Annotated in this window: 11 protein-coding genes; 6 read left to right on the top strand and 5 right to left on the bottom strand. The window is 58.8% G+C overall.

The features are described from left to right. Positions 1 to 7 precede the first annotated feature (7 nt). Genes WH367_RS07315 through WH367_RS07305 form a run of 3 tightly spaced genes read right to left on the bottom strand, consistent with a single transcriptional unit; the run spans position 8 to position 2,082 of the window. Positions 8 to 472: a hypothetical protein gene (locus tag WH367_RS07315; RefSeq protein ID WP_339535163.1), complete on the bottom strand. Its 465-nt coding sequence runs from the start codon at positions 470 to 472 to the stop codon at positions 8 to 10. Positions 473 to 495: 23 nt separating this feature from the next. Beyond that, a complete protein-coding gene (locus WH367_RS07310; protein WP_339535161.1) occupies positions 496 to 918 on the bottom strand; it encodes a phage tail fiber protein in 423 nt (140 codons plus the stop codon). A gap of 3 nt (positions 919 to 921) precedes the next feature. Continuing rightward, a complete protein-coding gene (locus tag WH367_RS07305) occupies positions 922 to 2,082 on the bottom strand; it encodes a hypothetical protein (RefSeq protein WP_339535159.1) in 1,161 nt (386 codons plus the stop codon). A 210-nt stretch (positions 2,083 to 2,292) separates the two neighbouring features. Here WH367_RS07305 and WH367_RS07300 point away from each other — a divergent pair, with 210 nt between their 5' ends. Beyond that, complete coding sequence (locus WH367_RS07300) at positions 2,293 to 3,057, top strand: hypothetical protein (RefSeq protein ID WP_339535158.1); 765 nt, start codon at positions 2,293 to 2,295, stop codon at positions 3,055 to 3,057. A 53-nt stretch (positions 3,058 to 3,110) separates the two neighbouring features. Next, complete coding sequence (locus WH367_RS07295; RefSeq protein ID WP_339535156.1) at positions 3,111 to 3,686, top strand: DUF2569 family protein; 576 nt, start codon at positions 3,111 to 3,113, stop codon at positions 3,684 to 3,686. Positions 3,687 to 3,930: 244 nt separating this feature from the next. Here the strand turns inward: WH367_RS07295 and WH367_RS07290 are convergent, their stop codons facing one another. After that, entirely contained in the window at positions 3,931 to 10,500 is a 6,570-nt protein-coding gene (locus WH367_RS07290) for an LPD38 domain-containing protein (protein WP_339535154.1), read from the bottom strand. Positions 10,501 to 10,806: 306 nt separating this feature from the next. On the opposite strand from WH367_RS07290, the gene WH367_RS07285 reads away from it, so the two are divergent. The 4 genes from WH367_RS07285 (at position 10,807) to WH367_RS07275 (ending at position 14,835) form a co-directional block, all read left to right on the top strand. Then, on the top strand, positions 10,807 to 12,156 hold the full coding sequence (locus WH367_RS07285; RefSeq protein ID WP_339535153.1) for an IPTL-CTERM sorting domain-containing protein: 1,350 nt from the start codon (positions 10,807 to 10,809) through the stop codon (positions 12,154 to 12,156). Positions 12,157 to 12,423: 267 nt separating this feature from the next. After that, a complete protein-coding gene (locus tag WH367_RS24355; RefSeq protein WP_148293041.1) occupies positions 12,424 to 13,533 on the top strand; it encodes an NF038132 family protein in 1,110 nt (369 codons plus the stop codon). A gap of 509 nt (positions 13,534 to 14,042) precedes the next feature. Next, positions 14,043 to 14,513, top strand: a complete 471-nt coding sequence (locus tag WH367_RS07280) for a helix-hairpin-helix domain-containing protein (RefSeq protein WP_339535152.1) — start codon at positions 14,043 to 14,045, stop codon at positions 14,511 to 14,513. A 112-nt stretch (positions 14,514 to 14,625) separates the two neighbouring features. Beyond that, positions 14,626 to 14,835 (top strand): hypothetical protein, encoded by a 210-nt coding sequence (locus WH367_RS07275; RefSeq protein ID WP_339535150.1) that lies wholly within the window; start codon positions 14,626 to 14,628, stop codon positions 14,833 to 14,835. 126 nt (positions 14,836 to 14,961) lie between these two features. Here WH367_RS07275 and WH367_RS07270 read toward each other — a convergent pair whose 3' ends face one another. Further along, positions 14,962 to 16,137, bottom strand: a complete 1,176-nt coding sequence (locus tag WH367_RS07270) for an IPTL-CTERM sorting domain-containing protein (protein ID WP_339535148.1) — start codon at positions 16,135 to 16,137, stop codon at positions 14,962 to 14,964. Positions 16,138 to 16,695: the final 558 nt, after the last annotated feature.

Raw genomic sequence — 16,695 nt, 5'->3', positions numbered from 1 at the left:
GCTGCCCTTACATGCTGGCCGGCACCGTGGCGCTTGCAGCGTCGATGGTCAGCGGCGCGCCATTGGCAATGGCCAGGCTGCTCAGTGCAAGGTCAGCGCTCGGGTCAGACACCAGGCCCACTTTGCCCTGCACGCGAATACGGGTGTTGCTCAAGGTGCCATCGTCATCGGGCGCTTGGTAGCGGAAGAACGTGGGTGTGCCTGAGGCAACCGCGACAGCCGACCAGACATCGCCCACCACCTTGGACACCGAGCCATTGGCCGGGGCGCTCCAGGCGAGCGGGTCGCCCGTGCCGTTCAGGCTGTAGGTGGCCAGCAAGGTGGCGCTGTCGAGTGCCGCGTCAGCCGAGGCAGGCATGCTGCCGGCATAGAGCATCAGCACGCAGCCATCCATGATGGGGGCCGACGGGGCTGCGTTCAGCGCGCCGCCTGCCGCAGCATTGCGGTATCCAGTGGAAAAACTAACCGTCATGTGACGCTCCTTCGGGGTTCGGGTTAAACGGCGTTGGCGAGCAACAGGCTCACCGGGATCTTGACCACGTCGCCCGGGCCATAGGTGCGGGGCGATGGCAGGCGCTGGTAGCACAGCAAGATGCCGGTGCTCGAACCCTTGCCTGCGCTGGACACCAGAGCGAAACCGGAGACAGCTTTCTGCGCGGTCAACGTTACGAGTGCCACCCCGCCGGAGTTGCTGGTTGCACCGCCAGTGGCTGCCGACTCCTTGAATTCCGGGCGGGTGGTCTCGGCATAGGCCGTGATCTCCGTTGCCCGGCTGCCGATATTGGCCGCCGTGTCGTCCTCTTGAAGGTCGTAGTCGCCTTCAAACAATGCGATGTACCAGGCGGGCACCTGCGTGCCGCCGTGGACACCGACATCCATCAAATAGTCACGGCCCTGGGCCGGGAAGTTCAAAGACATGGTTCAATCCTCATGAAGTTTTTCAACATCAAACCGGGCGGCAATGATGTGGGTCTCGCCGTCCTGGTCCCGCACCAGCGTTGCGCCTGACTCAGCCTTGCCAAACTGCAGCGCGTCATCCTGGGGCGCGACCACAATCCCACCGGGCTTGGCAACGATCACCCCGAGCTCGCTTTGCCAGTAGCTGGCTTGCTCCTTGGGGTCATAGGCGAGAGAGCCCGGCATGGCGCCAAAGGGCAGCACCACCACGGGGGCCGAGTTCAGCGGGTCGCCAGCGATCCAATAGGTTTTGTCGGCGCAGATGTAGACGCCGTCCTCGCATGGCGCGATGACCGACACATCGCCGGGGAAAGGGATAAAGGCCCGGCCCAGGTTCACCCGGCCGTACTCGTAGGGCTCGCTCACATAGACGAAGCGCCCTCGCCCCACCATCAGCGAACCGCGATAGTGGGCGATGGCCCGGCCCGCTGGCATGGCCTTGTGCATGAGCGTGCCGCATGCGGCGCCCGTGTTGCCCAGGCTCAGGTAGTCGCCGGGTGCGATCTCGTTGAAGATCTCGCCATCTGGCCCCGTGGCGTAGACCAAGGTGTTGGGGGTAAGTCCCGCAATGGCAACACCGCCGCCGTTTGGCAGGTGGATGGCCTGGGGCTCGGTCGTTGGCGATTCACCATCAGGCCCCAGGGCGGTGAACAGAATCTGGTAGCGGCCAGGCGGCAGGCTTCCACCGGTGGCGCTGGCTACAGGCACAGGATTGGGGACAGGCGTTGCGATGCTGCGCGCCGATGCGCCGTCCAGGCGCCCGATCTGGTTGCCATTGGTCCAGTACACCATGCCGTCGGGCAAGCGGGCGTACTGCACTGGGGCCTGGCCCACTCCAGCCAGCACTGTGGTCTGCACCAGGCTGCGAGCATTTATGTGCACCAGATCGCCATCGCGCACCATATAGCCTTCGGACTTGTCACCCCAGACGGAATGGCAGCCGGCAGCCACCTTCTTCCCCGCGCCGCGCCGACGCCGGATGAATCCATTGCTGGTCAGGTCTATATTGGTGGCCACCTGCAGCCATGCTGCCGTGGTGCGGTTCGGCAGCGCCACCTCCATGCGTGTTGGAGGCAGACGGTTGTTCAGGCCCAGAATGGCGCCAAGGCTGACAGTGCGTGGCATTACCTGCCCCGCTTTCTGGCTGCGGCTTGGTGGTCAGTCCTTGGGGCTATGCGCATACCCCAAGTGTTCCGGGAGTGGCTGCCGTAGTCGAACCCTACGCGGGGGCAGACTACCCTACGCCGCCAATTCTATATTTGTGTCAACGTATGTTTTTTGAGACAAATAATTTAATAAGATGGCAAGCGAGACTCACCTTTAACGATAACTAACATGAACTCTAGCTCCATGCGTTTTCTGGCTCTTCCTGCCATCTTCAGCATTGCCTTGCTCACTGCCTGTGGCGGCGGTGGTGGTGGAGAGAATGATTCGGGCAGCGGCCCGGGGCCAATCAGACAGGCAGACTCCCGAGACTGTTTCAACAGCGGGCTCTACAAGCCTGGGACCAGCATCGAGTTTGAGAGATTGGATAAGCCCGACCAGACAATCGGATTTTCGGCCATATGGGAGGTAACCCCCTATGCCGCCACGGCGAAGACTCCAGCAATGTCCAAGGTGACTACGGCATTTAATTCCGCCACGCTGTATTTGGTCGACCAAGATGCCCTTCTGGAATATGGGATCCTGTTCAATGACAGCATAGGATTTTCTACGCCCCCCTTCCGCAGACCCATTCAGATGGAAGCTGGCGAGTCATTACATCAAGTGGTAACAACCAACTACTATATTAATGATGGATCGGGCAACCTTGAATCATCGCAAAATATTGTTCACGACAACACATACGTTGGGCGTGAAGTTATTGAGACCCCCATGGGTTCGTTTGAGACCTGCAAATTCGAAATTAAACAGCACTTCACCTACAGCGATCCAAATAGCAAGCCTACGACAATTACGAAAACGCGATGGTTTGCGGCGAAGTCGCAATATCAAGGGTTCCTACTTCAATCGCGCTTTGTTGTGCAGCCCGATGGCGAAGCAGTCACGCAAGATGAATTCAGTCGTGTTTCGAAAATCAACAAATATGATGTAAAGTAAGTCATCCACGGAGCTTTCAATAGTCGAAAATTAACTATTACGGAGTAACTATTTTGGAACCCAAAGGACGCGGCGGCTGGCTTCGATTTTTTATTTTCATTCTCATTGCATCTACTCTTGCAATTCTCGTCAAGGGAATGGGCCCTATTTTAATAGCAGAGCAAGAAGGTGCTGTTTGGCCCCCGGGATTCAAACCTACTTACACACTTTCACTTCTCATTCCTGCTGGGTTTTTAGGATTCGCCGCATGGACACTGATTAAACATAGTACATGGCAAACGGTCAACACCGCAATTAGGTGCATGTGGATTGGATCAATTACCTCCCTACTTGCACCCGCGCTGGTGGTTAGCATGTTCATGCCTAATGTTGACGTATGGTCAGCTGTACTCCCCTCTGCCACCGGCTCATGCATTTCACTTGTAATTTGGACGTTTTACCTATTGAAATCCAAGCGTGTGCGAAACACATATCCTATTGGTGCGCCAGGATTTATTCAAAAATCAAAGGTGAAGGAATCGACTCTCCAAGATATTTTCAGTTCTCCACCTCCTGCGCGATCTATAGACTCGCCAGTGGAAACATCAAAGCCAGGCACATCACCCTTTGAACATCCATCTAAAGATTGAGGCAAACGAGGTCATGTCTTGACTACTATCCGGCACCAGCGGATTGCTTGACGCACAGGCGCCTAATACGATTGCATACATGGCAGCACTTGTCTTCTGGGGCGCGATCATCCTGATCGTAATATTCCTCAACCTCACCACCCGCGAGCAGCGCCGAGAGATGTGGTCCAGCTTCTGGGTAATCATCATCTTGCTCGGCTCTTGTGGTTTCGTGTGGCAGTTCCTACGCCAGGGAACCCTCAGCTCATAGCGTGGCCAAGCGCTTGGCGATTGCATCCTTCTGAGCGGCGATCTCATCGAGCCGGCGCCGCTTGGCCTCCGCGCTCATGAGGCGGTCCCCCTCCACCTTCTTGGCCTGCTGCGACAGCTCGGCCACCCGAGTCTTGGCCGCCTCCACGGGAATGCGCTTGGCCAAAGCCTCTGGGTTTGCTGCCCGGATCTTGGCCGCGCCGTCCGCATCGCCGCTTTTGACCGCTGCCTGGTAGGACGCCCACACCTGGCTGATCTCCCGGGCCTGGTCGTACATCGTGCTGACATAGCGGCTGGAGTTTGTCGGCAAGTTCTCCACGAAGTTGCCCGCCAGGAACACATCGCGCATCTGCATCTCTGGGCGATCACCCCGGCCCATCATCGGGCGCAGCACGGTGTCTGTCGCTGTGGTGAACACGGTGGACAGCCAGCCTGTGTATCCACGCATGAGGAAATCGATCTGCTTGGGGCTGAGGGCTGAGTAGTCGCCCTTGGCCAGCTTCACCGGATCAGGCAGGCCCCAGGATCCCAGCAGCCGTGCCACCTCTGACGTGCGGTCGCTGTAGCGATCCTGCGGGCGCAGGCGTTCATCAGCAAACCCTTCGATGGCCTTGCCGGAGAAGCTGTCCTTGTTGGCGTACACATCCAGCAGCGGCTTGACCGCCTGGGGCGTGGGATCCATGGCGAAGGTGTTGAAGATCATGTCGCTCAGACGTTCGCTAAAGCGCTTGCCGGTCATCTCCTTGCTGAACATCAGCTCTGCAGTGCGCTCGGCCATCGTGCCGATGGAGCCCACTTCGAACGGCTTGGGGATACGGAAGGCCTGGTTGCCGATCTTGAACCACCAGTAGCTGTCGCGGTCCCAGTCGTCGCGCTTCTTCCAGTCTTCGTCATCCTGATAGGCAGCCAGCAGGCCCAGACTGGCCAGAGATACTGCCCCAGCAATGGCGCCAAAGCGCTTGGGATCTTCGGCGGCCGCCCGGCCCAGCTTGTACAAGCCCTGAATTCGTGCGTTGAGGAACGGCACCGTCTGGGTGAGGAATCGCACCATCTCCCATTTGCCGCTCATGGAGAAGTCCATCAGGTCGCGCGCCATGAACGAGGCCTCGGCATGGCTGTGGCCCTTGGCGATGAGGCGCTCGTACAGCGCTGCGCGGTTGGCGTTTTCCGTCCGGTCGCCGAATTCCTCGTAGGTTTCCCACAGGCTTGCCATCTGGCTCTTGAGCTTGCCGAACCCATCCTTGTCCAGCATAGTGCCGCCCAGCTTGTCGATCTTGCGGCGCAGCGCCCCGGTGTCCTCCTGCGTCCCGAATTTGATAATGCCTCCGGATGCCAGCATCGAGGCCTGGGTCTGGCTGTTCTTGTCCATGGCCTTCCAGCCTTGGGCAACGTTGGCGAACGGGTTGTAGCCCAAGTCCGACTGCGCCATGGCAGACAGTGAATCGCGGATCAGGTTGCGGATTTTGAACGTGGGATTGATCGTCACACCCATGGTCAGCAGCCGCTTGAAGGGCGCCATGCCTTGGGCGAGCTTGCTCGGGGTGTAGTGCAGCGCGGACACAGCGTCCAGCAGGTAGGGGTCTTCGATCATCCAGTGCTCGGTCACACCATCGCGCATCACCTTCACGGCGCCCTTGGTGTCGGCCGGCACCTGGTAGGCAATGCCCATGCCCTCGGCATCCTTCATCGTGGCCAGCGCAGCGCGGTTGCGCGCGGCCGCCGCATACAGATGGCCCCAGTTCAACAGAGTGTTCTGCAGCAAGTCGGCGTTGATCTGCTGGTTGCCGCCCTTGAGTTTCTTGAAGGCCTGCTGGTTGATCAGGCCCGAGCTGAACCTGGCGCCCTTGATGTCGCCGTCCTCCATCAGGCGGTAGAACGGCACATAGGGCTGGTCCTTCATCAGGTCCATGGCGGCCTGGTCGATCAAGCCGGACTCCTTGGCGATCTTGAGCCCCGCCTCGTTGAAGGCGTTGAGCTCGCGCAGGGCCGCTGAGTAGGCCGGCATGCGCGGCGTGCCATCCTCAAATGTTCCGGCGTTGAGGCTTTTCAGGGCAGAAATGTTCTGGTCCGTGAGCAGGTTCTCCTTGCCCTCGGCCTTGAGGCGCTCGGCGCGCTGAGCCGCCACCCACTGGAAGAAGCGGTCGTGCTCACCCTTGAGGCTGGCCAGCACCTTGGCAAAGCCGCCATCCTGGATGTTGACATCGGCCACGCCGTCTTTCAGGAATGGCTTGCCGTACAGCAAGGCGGCCTCTACCGCACCGTCGCTGCCCTTGGATAGGCGGGCCAGCATATAGGCTTTTTCGCTCACCTCCTTGATGGGGGCGAACTGGTCGACCAGGCCCTGACGCAGCTTGGTGCCCAGGTTCGAACGCATCTCCTTGGCACGCTCGGCCACCGTCTGCTTGGCCACGGCGCCGAAAGCTTTCTCTGCGGCCTGCTTCTGCGATGGGTTGTAGTTGTCGGTGATCGTGGCTGTGGCGGCGCGGCTGAACTGCACTCCCTCGCCTCCCGATCCCTTGGGGGGCTCCGCCTTATCCGGCGCCTGTGAGGGGGCAGAATTGCGACGCTCCACCTCTTGCGCTAAACTACGCAAGTCCTCTGCAGAGTCGCCCGGGGTAAAACCGTGGGGCGACGTGAGGGTTGCTCGGGAGCCAGCTTGCTGGTCATCCTGCCGACCTACTCCCCGCTGCAGGGGACTTTTTTCGTCCAGGCTCACCCCATCTTCGCGGGCAGCAGCCTCCAGCCAAGCATCCCCTGGCATCTTTTCATTCAGCTCCACTGCCTCGATCGTGTACAGCGGGTTCTGGCGATCCGCGCTCACGCTTTCCTTGACCGTCAGCTTCACCAGCTTGGTGCGCCCATCGACATCCAGCGGGGCAAAGAACCGGTGAATGGCCCGAATGTTCGGGTCGCCGGCACGGTCCTCCTTGCTCCATCCCAGAATTGCCCGCTCGAACAGGCTGTCAGCATTCGCAACCGCCATGGCATGCGTGGCCGGCGTCTCGGATTTGGCCACAGCTTTGCCGCTCAGCATCTTGTCCAAGCTGTTGCGTGCAAGCACAGCAGTCATGCCCGTGGACGCATTTGTCAGCTCGCTGCCCTGGAATTCCTTCACTGCTTGGCGCGCCTGCAGGAAGTTGGTCGCTGTGCGCAACGGAGCAATCGAGCCATCCAGCTCGCCGGCATGCTCTGGGTTCTCCCGCTGGGCGATGCCGAATGCCAGGTTCACCATGTCCTGCGCCTCGAACTGGCCTGGCTTACCGGTGATCTTCGCCCACACCTGACGCAGCGCGGCGCGCACTTGGCCAAGCCAGCGGGCGACAGTGCCTGGCTGCGCCAACAGGTTCGGCCGTACGCCCATCTCCAACGCCACCTGCACGGCATAGGGGAACAACTCCTGCGAGGAATACTGCTGCTGTTGTGCACCTTCTGGCATGGATGACTGCACGCGAGCTTGGGCTTCGCTGTAGACACGCTGCTCCATGCTGCCCTCTGGCGCGCTGGCCCAGCCTTCGATCATCCCGTGCAGCTGCTGCCAGCCCTCGGCGCCCAACACCGCCTCGCCGTGCTTATGCATGAGCTCGTGCGCTACAACGCCCGCCTCCTGGCCACGCTGGATGTGGTCAGCAATCAGGAACACCGTCTTGGTCTTGGGGTCGTAGAAGCCCTGGGCGCGACCGGTGTCGCCGGCGGCCTCCATGGCCACGGGCCCAATCAGGGGCTCCCAGGTCTGGCGGATTTCCGCCGATGTGGCCACGACCACGCGGCCCAGCCGGTTGGGCAGAGTGCCAAGGCCACCGACCAGGTCTCGTACGGCTGCGCGCACGGTATCCACGGTGGCGGGCATCTTGATGCGCATGATCGCGGCGGCCAGCTCCGGCGTCATGCCAGGGGTGCCACGGCTGAACTGCGCGGCTTCGGTCTGAGTGTTGTTCAGGTTGGCAGCTGATTCGCCGGTGCCACTTCGGCCAGGTACAGCTTCAGGCACAGAGGCACCAGGCTCTCTGGCATCAGCGCGTTGTCCTCTGGCGGGCTGCGCAGCAGGCTGTCCAGCTGCCTGGCTTGAAGCCGCGTCACTTCGCCCGTCTGCCGCAGCAGTGTTAGCGCCTTGCGCACCGACATCTGCCACCCGTAAATCTGGTGTGGTTGGATCATTGTTGCTGCCCTCGTTGCTCGTCGCGAAGCCTTCGTCTGCTCTACCTGTGTCCGCCGGCGCCACGCCAGTGCGCTGCGCATCTGCTGCATCCACCTCGGCAACAACCTCTGCCAGGCGCTTGCCGCGCGTCTCGATGCCCAGGGCGCGGGCCACCGGTGCAGCGCGCAGCATGCTGGAGCGCCAGTTCTCAGGCCGCGCCGGTGCTTGGGCGGCTACTTCTTGCGCTGCAGGCGCCGCTTGGCTTTGCGCGCTTGGCGCTGGCGTTGTTTGCGTTCCAGTGTTCTGAGGCGTGGCGCTGCCATCGTTCAGCCCCGCCGGCTCTGGTTGGACTGCTTGCGCTCCTGCTGTTTGCGGGCGTTGCGCTGGGACTTGCTGGGCTTGATCGGTTTGCGGGACAAGGGCTGCTCCTACGGGTTGGGAAACTGGTGCAGGCCCAGCGGCTTCCACGGGAAGGGCTCTGGCTGCGGGAATGGATTGGGCGGCTCGGGCCAGCGATCCTTGGGAAGCTTGGGCATTTGCTGCTCCATCAACAGCGGTCACTGCGGCGCGGGAAAGTGGGCCAGCGGCCGGGTTCAGCCCCATGCGCTCGGACATTTGCCGCTCTGGGATCAAGGATTCCATCGCTGCGTTATCAGCGTTCATGTCGGCCAGGCGGCGCGGGGCCGATGGCAATGGCGCAGCCTCCCCTGCTCCCTTGAAACCCATGTAGGCATCGGTCATGCGGCGCACGCGCGCCACCTCGCCGGGCTGCAGCGGGTCTTCGCCAATGCGCACCAGGGAATCATTCAAGCGGGACAGCACCTGCAGGGAGTTGTCGGCGCCGGCGTCCAGCACGTTCTGCAAGCCAGTGAGCACACGACCGGTGCGCACGCGCGCGTCCACCGCTGCGACGGCCGCATCCTGGCCGGCCTGGTCGAACTCTGCCTGCAGCTGCTGGCCGATGGCGTCGGCTGCCTGCGCAGGCGCGGCGGCAGACTCCGGCGTGGCCTCAGCTTGAACATGCTGCTGTAGCCAGGCGTCCTCCATGGCGCTGCGTACTGTGTCGACGGTCTCCTGCGTGCTGAAAGGCGTGCCGCTGCGCACGGCCTGCTGCACCTCAGCCAGGTAGTCGGGGCGCTGCGCACGGGCACCATCCTCGCCGTAGTTCTCCCACCAGCGGCGCGCCTGCTGCGCCTGGAGGTCGTTGACCTCTGTGAACTGCTGGCCCATCAGGCGCAAGCGCTCCTGCTCACGCTGGTCTTCGGGCAGGTTGGCCAGGTAGCTCTCGACTTCGCCGCGCCGGCCCACGCTTCCATCAGGGAAGGACACCATCTGGTCGGGGGGCGCATTGCCCAGCATCAGGGGTGCTGGCTGGTTCTGCGCATCTTCGGCCAAGCCGTTTGCGCTGGCGGCCGCATCGCGGGCCAGGTCGTTGGCATGCTCGCCTTCAGTGCGGCGGCCACGAATGTTGGCACCGGCGCCCATGACACCACCGGCGATGGCACCTTCCACGCCGGCGCGCGCCACGCCGTCCCAGATGTCTTTGCCCTCGGCATAGTTTTGCCACATCTGCTCTTGGGTGGACTGAGGCAGCTCCTGCAGAACGGCCTCGGACACCATGCCGCCGGCAACACGCCCGGCCAAAGATCTGCCCGCGCCCTCTGCCAGCCGGCCCTTGCCTGCGTTGACGATGGCAGTCTCTGCGGTTTCCAGGCCTAGCTTGTTGGCCAGCCGGCCACCCACGGCGCCCAGCACACCGGTGCCGACACCAGCACCCAGAGACGCCAGAGCGTTCTTTTGTTGGTCGTCGCCCTCGTATTGAGCCATCTGCTGGCCAGCGGTGATGGCACCTTCACCGGCGCCGGCGGCAATCGGCACGGCCAGCTTTTGGCCCACAGCCCTCTCCAGATACCCAGGCACAGCGGCGCGCGCGGCGCCGCCGGCGGCATTACCGGCTGCCGCTGCCGCGCCGGCGCCCATCAGCGCGCGACCGACCAGACCGCCAGTCACCATACCTGGCAAAGATTCGGCCACCTGGCCAGCCGTGTAACCAGGGTTCTGTAGGTAGGCCTTGGCAATGGAGCCGACATCGCCCTGCTCCCAGGCTTCGTCGACCGCCTTGCGGCCCTGCTCGTGCCCAGCAGAGAACTTGGTTTCGTCGGCCCATTTGCCAGGCTGGAAGCCCGTGGCCTTGCCGATGGCATCTGCCGCTGCCGTTACCGGGCGGGCGCCGCTGACTGCGGCAATCGGAAGATCCGCCAGGCCAGCGGCCATGCCCGGCAGGCGCTGCACGCCTACTTTGACGGATTTGGCTAGGTCGGAGACTACGCCGCCGGTGTCTTTCTCACCGTCGAGCTTTCCATCGAAAGACTTAAGGCCGCCATAGGCACTCCACGGACCAGTCTCGCTACCAGCCTGAGACTTGTTCACATAGTTTGACCATGGGCCATCCGCCCCTGTCTTTGCTGAAGGCGCGTCAAGCTGACCGGAGAATGGTTGGAGGTTTGCAGTAGCCATGCTCCAGTGTCACCACCGGTGCGATGAGAGTCGAACCCCACAGGGTGGAAGCGAAAAGCAGACAGTGCGCCGGAATTTACTTGACCAGCATCAACCTTCCGCAGTGATGAACATTGTGTTTTAAAAATACATTCGTCATAAATCAATTGAATACGTATACTCATGTAAGCAATTACACACTATTCACTAATTCACACTGCGTAAAGAGAGACTAAAGTGATGCAATTAACTAAACCTAAGATGCGCTCCGTCCTATCAGCCTCTGCAGCCGCATTCGCCCTTCTGGCGGCACCAGCCCATGCTGCACTGGTCAATTTCTATAGCGCAACGGGAAAACTAGGACTGTCGGTTGATGGCTGCGGGACCGTCTCAGACAAATGCAACATCGATGTGAATAAGCCAAGTTCTTCGGCAACAGTGAAAACTGCTTTCCTGATGACGGCCAGTAGTGGTTTCTCGGGAGCCGTACTTGCAAACGCATCCATATCGCTTGCTGGGCAGCCGGTCAATTGGGTCGAGTCTCTTCCAAACGGCATTGGATCTAACAACTATCGTGCGGATGTCACCAGCATCATCAAACCAATTCTTGATCCTGCTGCTGTAGGAATAAGTGGAATTGAAGTGGATGAATCCGTCGCTGGAAGCAGTCTTGTTGATGGAAGCATTTTGGTTGTGGTTTTTGATGATCCCAGCCAGCCAAAGGCTTCAAGCGTATTGTTGAACTTTGGTGCTCAGGAGATCATGGGTGACACCTTTAACGTGACGCTTGCCTCACCTATCGACCCTGCTGTCCCTGGTTCGCAGCTTGATATGGGATTAGGTATCTCGTTTGGATACCAGGAAGGAACTACTGGCCAAAACAGCGTTGTTCAAGTCAATGGTCAAACCCTCACATCATCTGCAGGTGGAGACGACGATGGCGAACACAGCGATGGCGCTCTCATCACTGTCGGGGGACTGGGCGACAGCAATGACAACCCCGCAGATCCATTGGCACCTTCAACCAATGCACGTTCAGATGATGAACTTTATTCTCTGTTGCCGTTTTTAAGTTCAAGCACGACATCGATTTCTACGTACACCATCAATGCCTCGTCAGACGACAACATTTTCTTTGCCTACTTCCAAAGCTCTTCTCCTGCCATCATCGGCGCAGGCATCCTGCTGAGCCAGACTGTCGACACGCACACCGTGGGTGCGCAGCACACTGCTCAAGCCGTCATCAACGATGACAACGGAGTGCCCCAGCCAAATGTCAGTGTCACCTTCACTGTCACCGCCGGCCCAAATGCTGGAGCTACGTTCACCGGTACTACTGATGCTGAAGGCAAGGTCAACTTCACATACGCTGGCAATGGTGGTGTAGGCACCGACACCATAGAAGCTTCATTCGTTTTGGCTGGGAACACCATCACCTCAAACACATTGGATGTAACCTGGACTGCACCGGTGGTAACAGCCCCCAAAACAGTTCCGTCAGTTCAAGGATGGGGTCTGATTCTCCTGACGACTTTGCTCGGCATGCTAGGCGTCGCAAGGGTGCGGAGAGTTCCACAGAAGAGCGCTTGATCCCTCAGGGAGAACAGTGACCAGCAGCCCGCAGACGCGGGCTTTTTTGCGTCCTGCTGTTATTAGCTCGGGTTATCCCTGTCACTAATTTCAGTGATGGACAGTGCGCAACAATCTGTTTAAATTTATAGCTTTATAGAAAATTCCGACCATCATTGCTTGGTCCTTCCAACACCCCTTTCCTTCAAGCAATTCAAAGCACTGAATAACAATCGTGAAGGATGTGTTCACCCGCTTCAATTCGGAGCTCAACTCTCAGGAGAAAAGATGAAAATTACGACTCTATTGGCTACAGCCGGATTAGTGTTTTCCGCCCAATCCTGGGCAATTGACACCACTGGCTGGACATGCAGCAATCTGATTGGGTGTGGTACATCAACAGCCGATGGAGTCGTAACTGACGCGCCTGTTGCAGGCACCACCGGGTATGCGTGGGTCAGTACTCAGCAAAGCTCAGGCGGTGCCACACCACCAGATTTTGAAACGTCTAATCTCCCCACTGGGGTTCCGACGGCTGACGTAAAAAGCGGCGCTACATACACATCTCCAACGTTTGCAGTTCCTGCATCAAACTCGCCTGTTAGTTTCCAATTCAACTACGTGACCAGTGACGGTGGAGAATTTTCAGATTTTGCTTGGGCGAGACTATTGGACAGCTCTGGAAATGAAGTGGCACTTCTTTTCACTGCTCGAACTGACCCGGTAGCATCGGTCGTTCCAGGCAACGGAATGCCTCCACATCAAGCTACGTTGACACCTCCAAGCGTTCCAATCATTCCGGGGGCACCCACTTGGGCTCCACTAGGAACTGTCAACGATGGCTCTGGCGGATGCTGGGACGACGGGTGTGGCTATTCCGGTTGGGTTGAAGCTACCTACGTGGTCGCAAATCCTGGGGCATATCGATTAGAGGTAGGTGTGGTCAATTGGTCTGACAACGGTTATCAGTCCGGACTCGCCGTCGATGGACTACTTGTGGCAGGACAACCGCCTTCAAGTTTGGCTCTGACGAATCCTGGAACATTGCCAGCCTTTACCAAGCCTGTGTACTCTGGGTCAGTTGCGAACCCCGGGACATCAACCACTGTAGACCTTGTTATCACTGGTCCTAATGGATATGTCGAAAACATTCAGGCTACTCTGAATCCGGACAATACCTACAGCACTCAAGGTGCTGGATTGCCCGCCGGCCAGTACTCCGTGACCGCTACCCTCACAGGAACGAGTAGCACTCAGACGCAAGAATTTACTGTGACAGCGCCTCCTCCACCAACCGCCCCTAAGACAGTCCCTACCCTGGGCGGCATTGGTCTGCTGCTGCTCTCGGGGCTGGTTGCCGGATCCATGGGCCTCATGCGCCGACGCAAGTCGAACTGACCAAGAGCCCTCGTCAGAGGGCTTTTTCATGAGCATCTGTCACATCTTCTTTCCAATTCTGTTGCGAAAGCAACTAAAAACATCGATTTGTAAGTGTTCGTCAGTTCTGATTTGTATGATCTTATTCATGAATTGGATGACCGACGAAACACACGATCAAGAATGCGTATCGCTGAAGGAAATTTTGCCTCCAAGACTTTGGAGGGCCCTTGCTAGAAACGGGATGACGACCATGGGAGAGGTACGACGGCTATACCCCGAGGGGCTGCTCCAAATGTCCGACATAGGTCCCCGTGCGTTCACGAAGATTGAAGCGCTTCTTTTCCCTGGCCAGTACTATGTACCTGACTTCCGGGACGATCTGAAGAGCGATACCCTTGATGGGAAATCTAAGTACCGACCGGCTCTATGGCGCTTGCTCATGGAACTCCAGAGGGCAGATAGGGAGTCGGCACAAGCTGGGTCCAGGAGTTAGGATGACTCCGCGTTCAAATTTATGATGCGTGCATATGAAAGAAGACACAACCACGCCGCAAGCGGAAACACCCCTGGGTGACGTACTTCAGCCCCGAGTGAAGCGTATTCTCGAAAGGAATGGGATTCATACGGTAGAAGCGCTGCGCAGTGCCTATCCGCATCAGCTCGTGAAGATGTGGGGCCTGGGCATGTACCGCTTCCGAACGATTGAGAAAGCGTTCTTCCCAGGGAAGTCGTTCACACCGGCACGGGTCTATTCGCCGGTGCGACACATCCACGGCTCATCTCTTAATGGCGCCCTCGACCCGTCCATAGTCATGGCCTTGCTGAGCGCTGGAATCACGACTCCTGAGGAACTGAAGGCGGTGGAGCCGTCTGAGCTTCTCAAGATCAAGGGCCTCGGTGTGAACAGGCTTCGCGAGATCGAGAGAGCCTTCTTTCCAGGTCAACACTACGAGATCCCGCGCGGCAGGAAGCAGGCGGCAGTGGACGACGCTGCCTAACTTCTGGGGGTCAGTTCAAAGCGCGGGTTTTTTAACATCCAGTGAAATGTCCAAGCCACCTCCGGGTGGCTTTTCTTTTGCCTGCGCTGTAGCATCCAAAGAGGAGGCAGCTATGACCAACCCAGTAGACCCCTACATCGAGACCTTCCGCCATCAGGCCGAGCGCATGGACGAGCTGGGCATCCCCTGCGACCCAGATGCAGCGATGGTGCTCCTCGCGCAGTTCATGGCCGAGATCGAGGGGAGCATCTCGGAGGAAGAGATGTTCTCCTTAGCCGAGATCGGCGGCCACCTTTTTAGAGAAGGGCTGCATCGGAGATGATCCGTAGCGTGAAGTTGCACCCGACGGAGCAAACTCAAAGAAAAAGCCTGAGTCCGGGAAATACCGGTCTCAGACCCTGAACTAGTCAACTGCCCATAGCTATGGCAATTGACTGGCGTTGCTGACTTAGAGCTTGCGCTTGCGACGCTGCACCACTCCAAACAGCCCCATCAGCAAAGCCGACAGAGAAATCATGCCCCACTCACCCAGTGTTGGCACAGGCGTAGCCGTCGCAGGCACGACCGCTGCAGCATTTATGGTGATGCTGAAATTCTGGGTGAGCGTGCTAACCGCCTTGACTGCGTTAACGGCCACCGCTGTGGGAACAACAGAGCTGTCCGTGACAGTAATGCTGAAGTTGCTCGTCTGGGCTTTGGTCGGTGTGCCGGTTATTGCGCCAGTTTCGGGGTTGAGATTCAGTCCGTCAGGAAATTCACCTTCAACAGTGAAACTGTAAGGCGCAACACCTCCTGTGACCACAATGTTCGAGTTGTACGCAGTCCCAACGGTGCCACCTGGCAAGGTCATACTTTGGATGACCAGATCAAGGGGATCTATAACAATGAACAGCGAAACGCTCTTTTGCTGATTTGCGCCATCTTTGGCCAACACAGAAACTGAGTAATACCCAGCTTCAGTTGGAGTGCCACTGATCAAGCCGCTGGTTGTGTTCAAACTCAAACCTGCGGGCAACGTGCCGCTTTCGAGCTGATAGCTGATCTCACCGCTACCGCCTGTAGCGGCCAACGGCAAGCTATATGCAGCGCCGATCTGCCCCACAGGTATCGTAGACGGCGTTGGGAACAACAACTCAGCAACGCCGATGTTCAATACGATCTTGTCGCCAGAAGTCAGGTTGTAGGTGTACGTCCCTGCAGTAACGCCCAGCGTAGCCAGAGTCTTTCCTGCGTAAGTGTTTGAGCCAACGAGGGTAGAACCTGAAACATAGTTAGCAGGCAAATAAAGGGTGTTAGCACTAAAATAAACTGGGTCACCAGATCCTGAGTCTCCCATTGAAACGACTGTGCCTGGACCAAAAGCTTGAGGGTTCGTAATAGCTGAGGCAAGCATGATGCCGGACCTTCCTGAGCCCATGCAAAGTGTACCGGTAGTAACTATCGCCCCAAGGTTGGTGCCCGTGCAATCAATGTTAGCAGCAACCGCCGTCATCCCAGTTGTGTCGACTGTCCCGCTTGCAGAAGCGACGACATCCGTGCCAACTTCAGTCAGGAAAATCGTATAGGTGGCACTTGCGTGCGCTGCAACAGCTGACAAGCCCAAGCCGATCAAAAACTTCTTCATTTCATCTCCAGATGTAGAACAACTGGAGCGCATTCTAAGATCAAAGACCAATTTATGTATTGAAATGTTTCAAAGAGAGTGTAGGTGTATCCCCGCCCCACAATCGCCTCAGGGCTTTTTTGTTGCGTGGTCAGCGCGCCACCAGCCTCCACCCTCCAGGCACCTCGACGGCTCTCCCCGCATTTGCGCTACCATCCGCCCATCCGCCCATCCGCCCATCCGCCCATCCGCCCATCCGCCCATCCGCCCATGCGCCCATGCGCCCAACCCTAGCCGCCCTAGCCCTGCTCCTAGCCTCACCTGCCATGGCCGCGAACTACGCCACCTGCATCCTGGACAAGGCACCTGCCACGCAGAACGACGTTGCGGCCCACGCGATCATGCAGTCGTGCTTGGCTTAGCACCCCGGCGGCATCGAGGCCATACCTCAAGGCTCGGGCCGTGGCGTGCTGGGCTACAAATCAGGGGCCGAGTGCACCGCCAAGAAGGCAGTGGACACTCGGAGCAATCAGGCTGCCACGCTGGTGGCTATTGCTTGTCGGAGGCTGTATGACGAGC

This window comes from Comamonas sp. MYb21 (assembly GCF_037479395.1).
In the GTDB taxonomy this organism is placed as follows: Bacteria; Pseudomonadota; Gammaproteobacteria; order Burkholderiales; family Burkholderiaceae_C; genus Comamonas.
The sequence above is the reverse complement of the archived record's forward strand: the minus strand, read 5'-3'. Positions and strand labels throughout refer to the sequence as shown.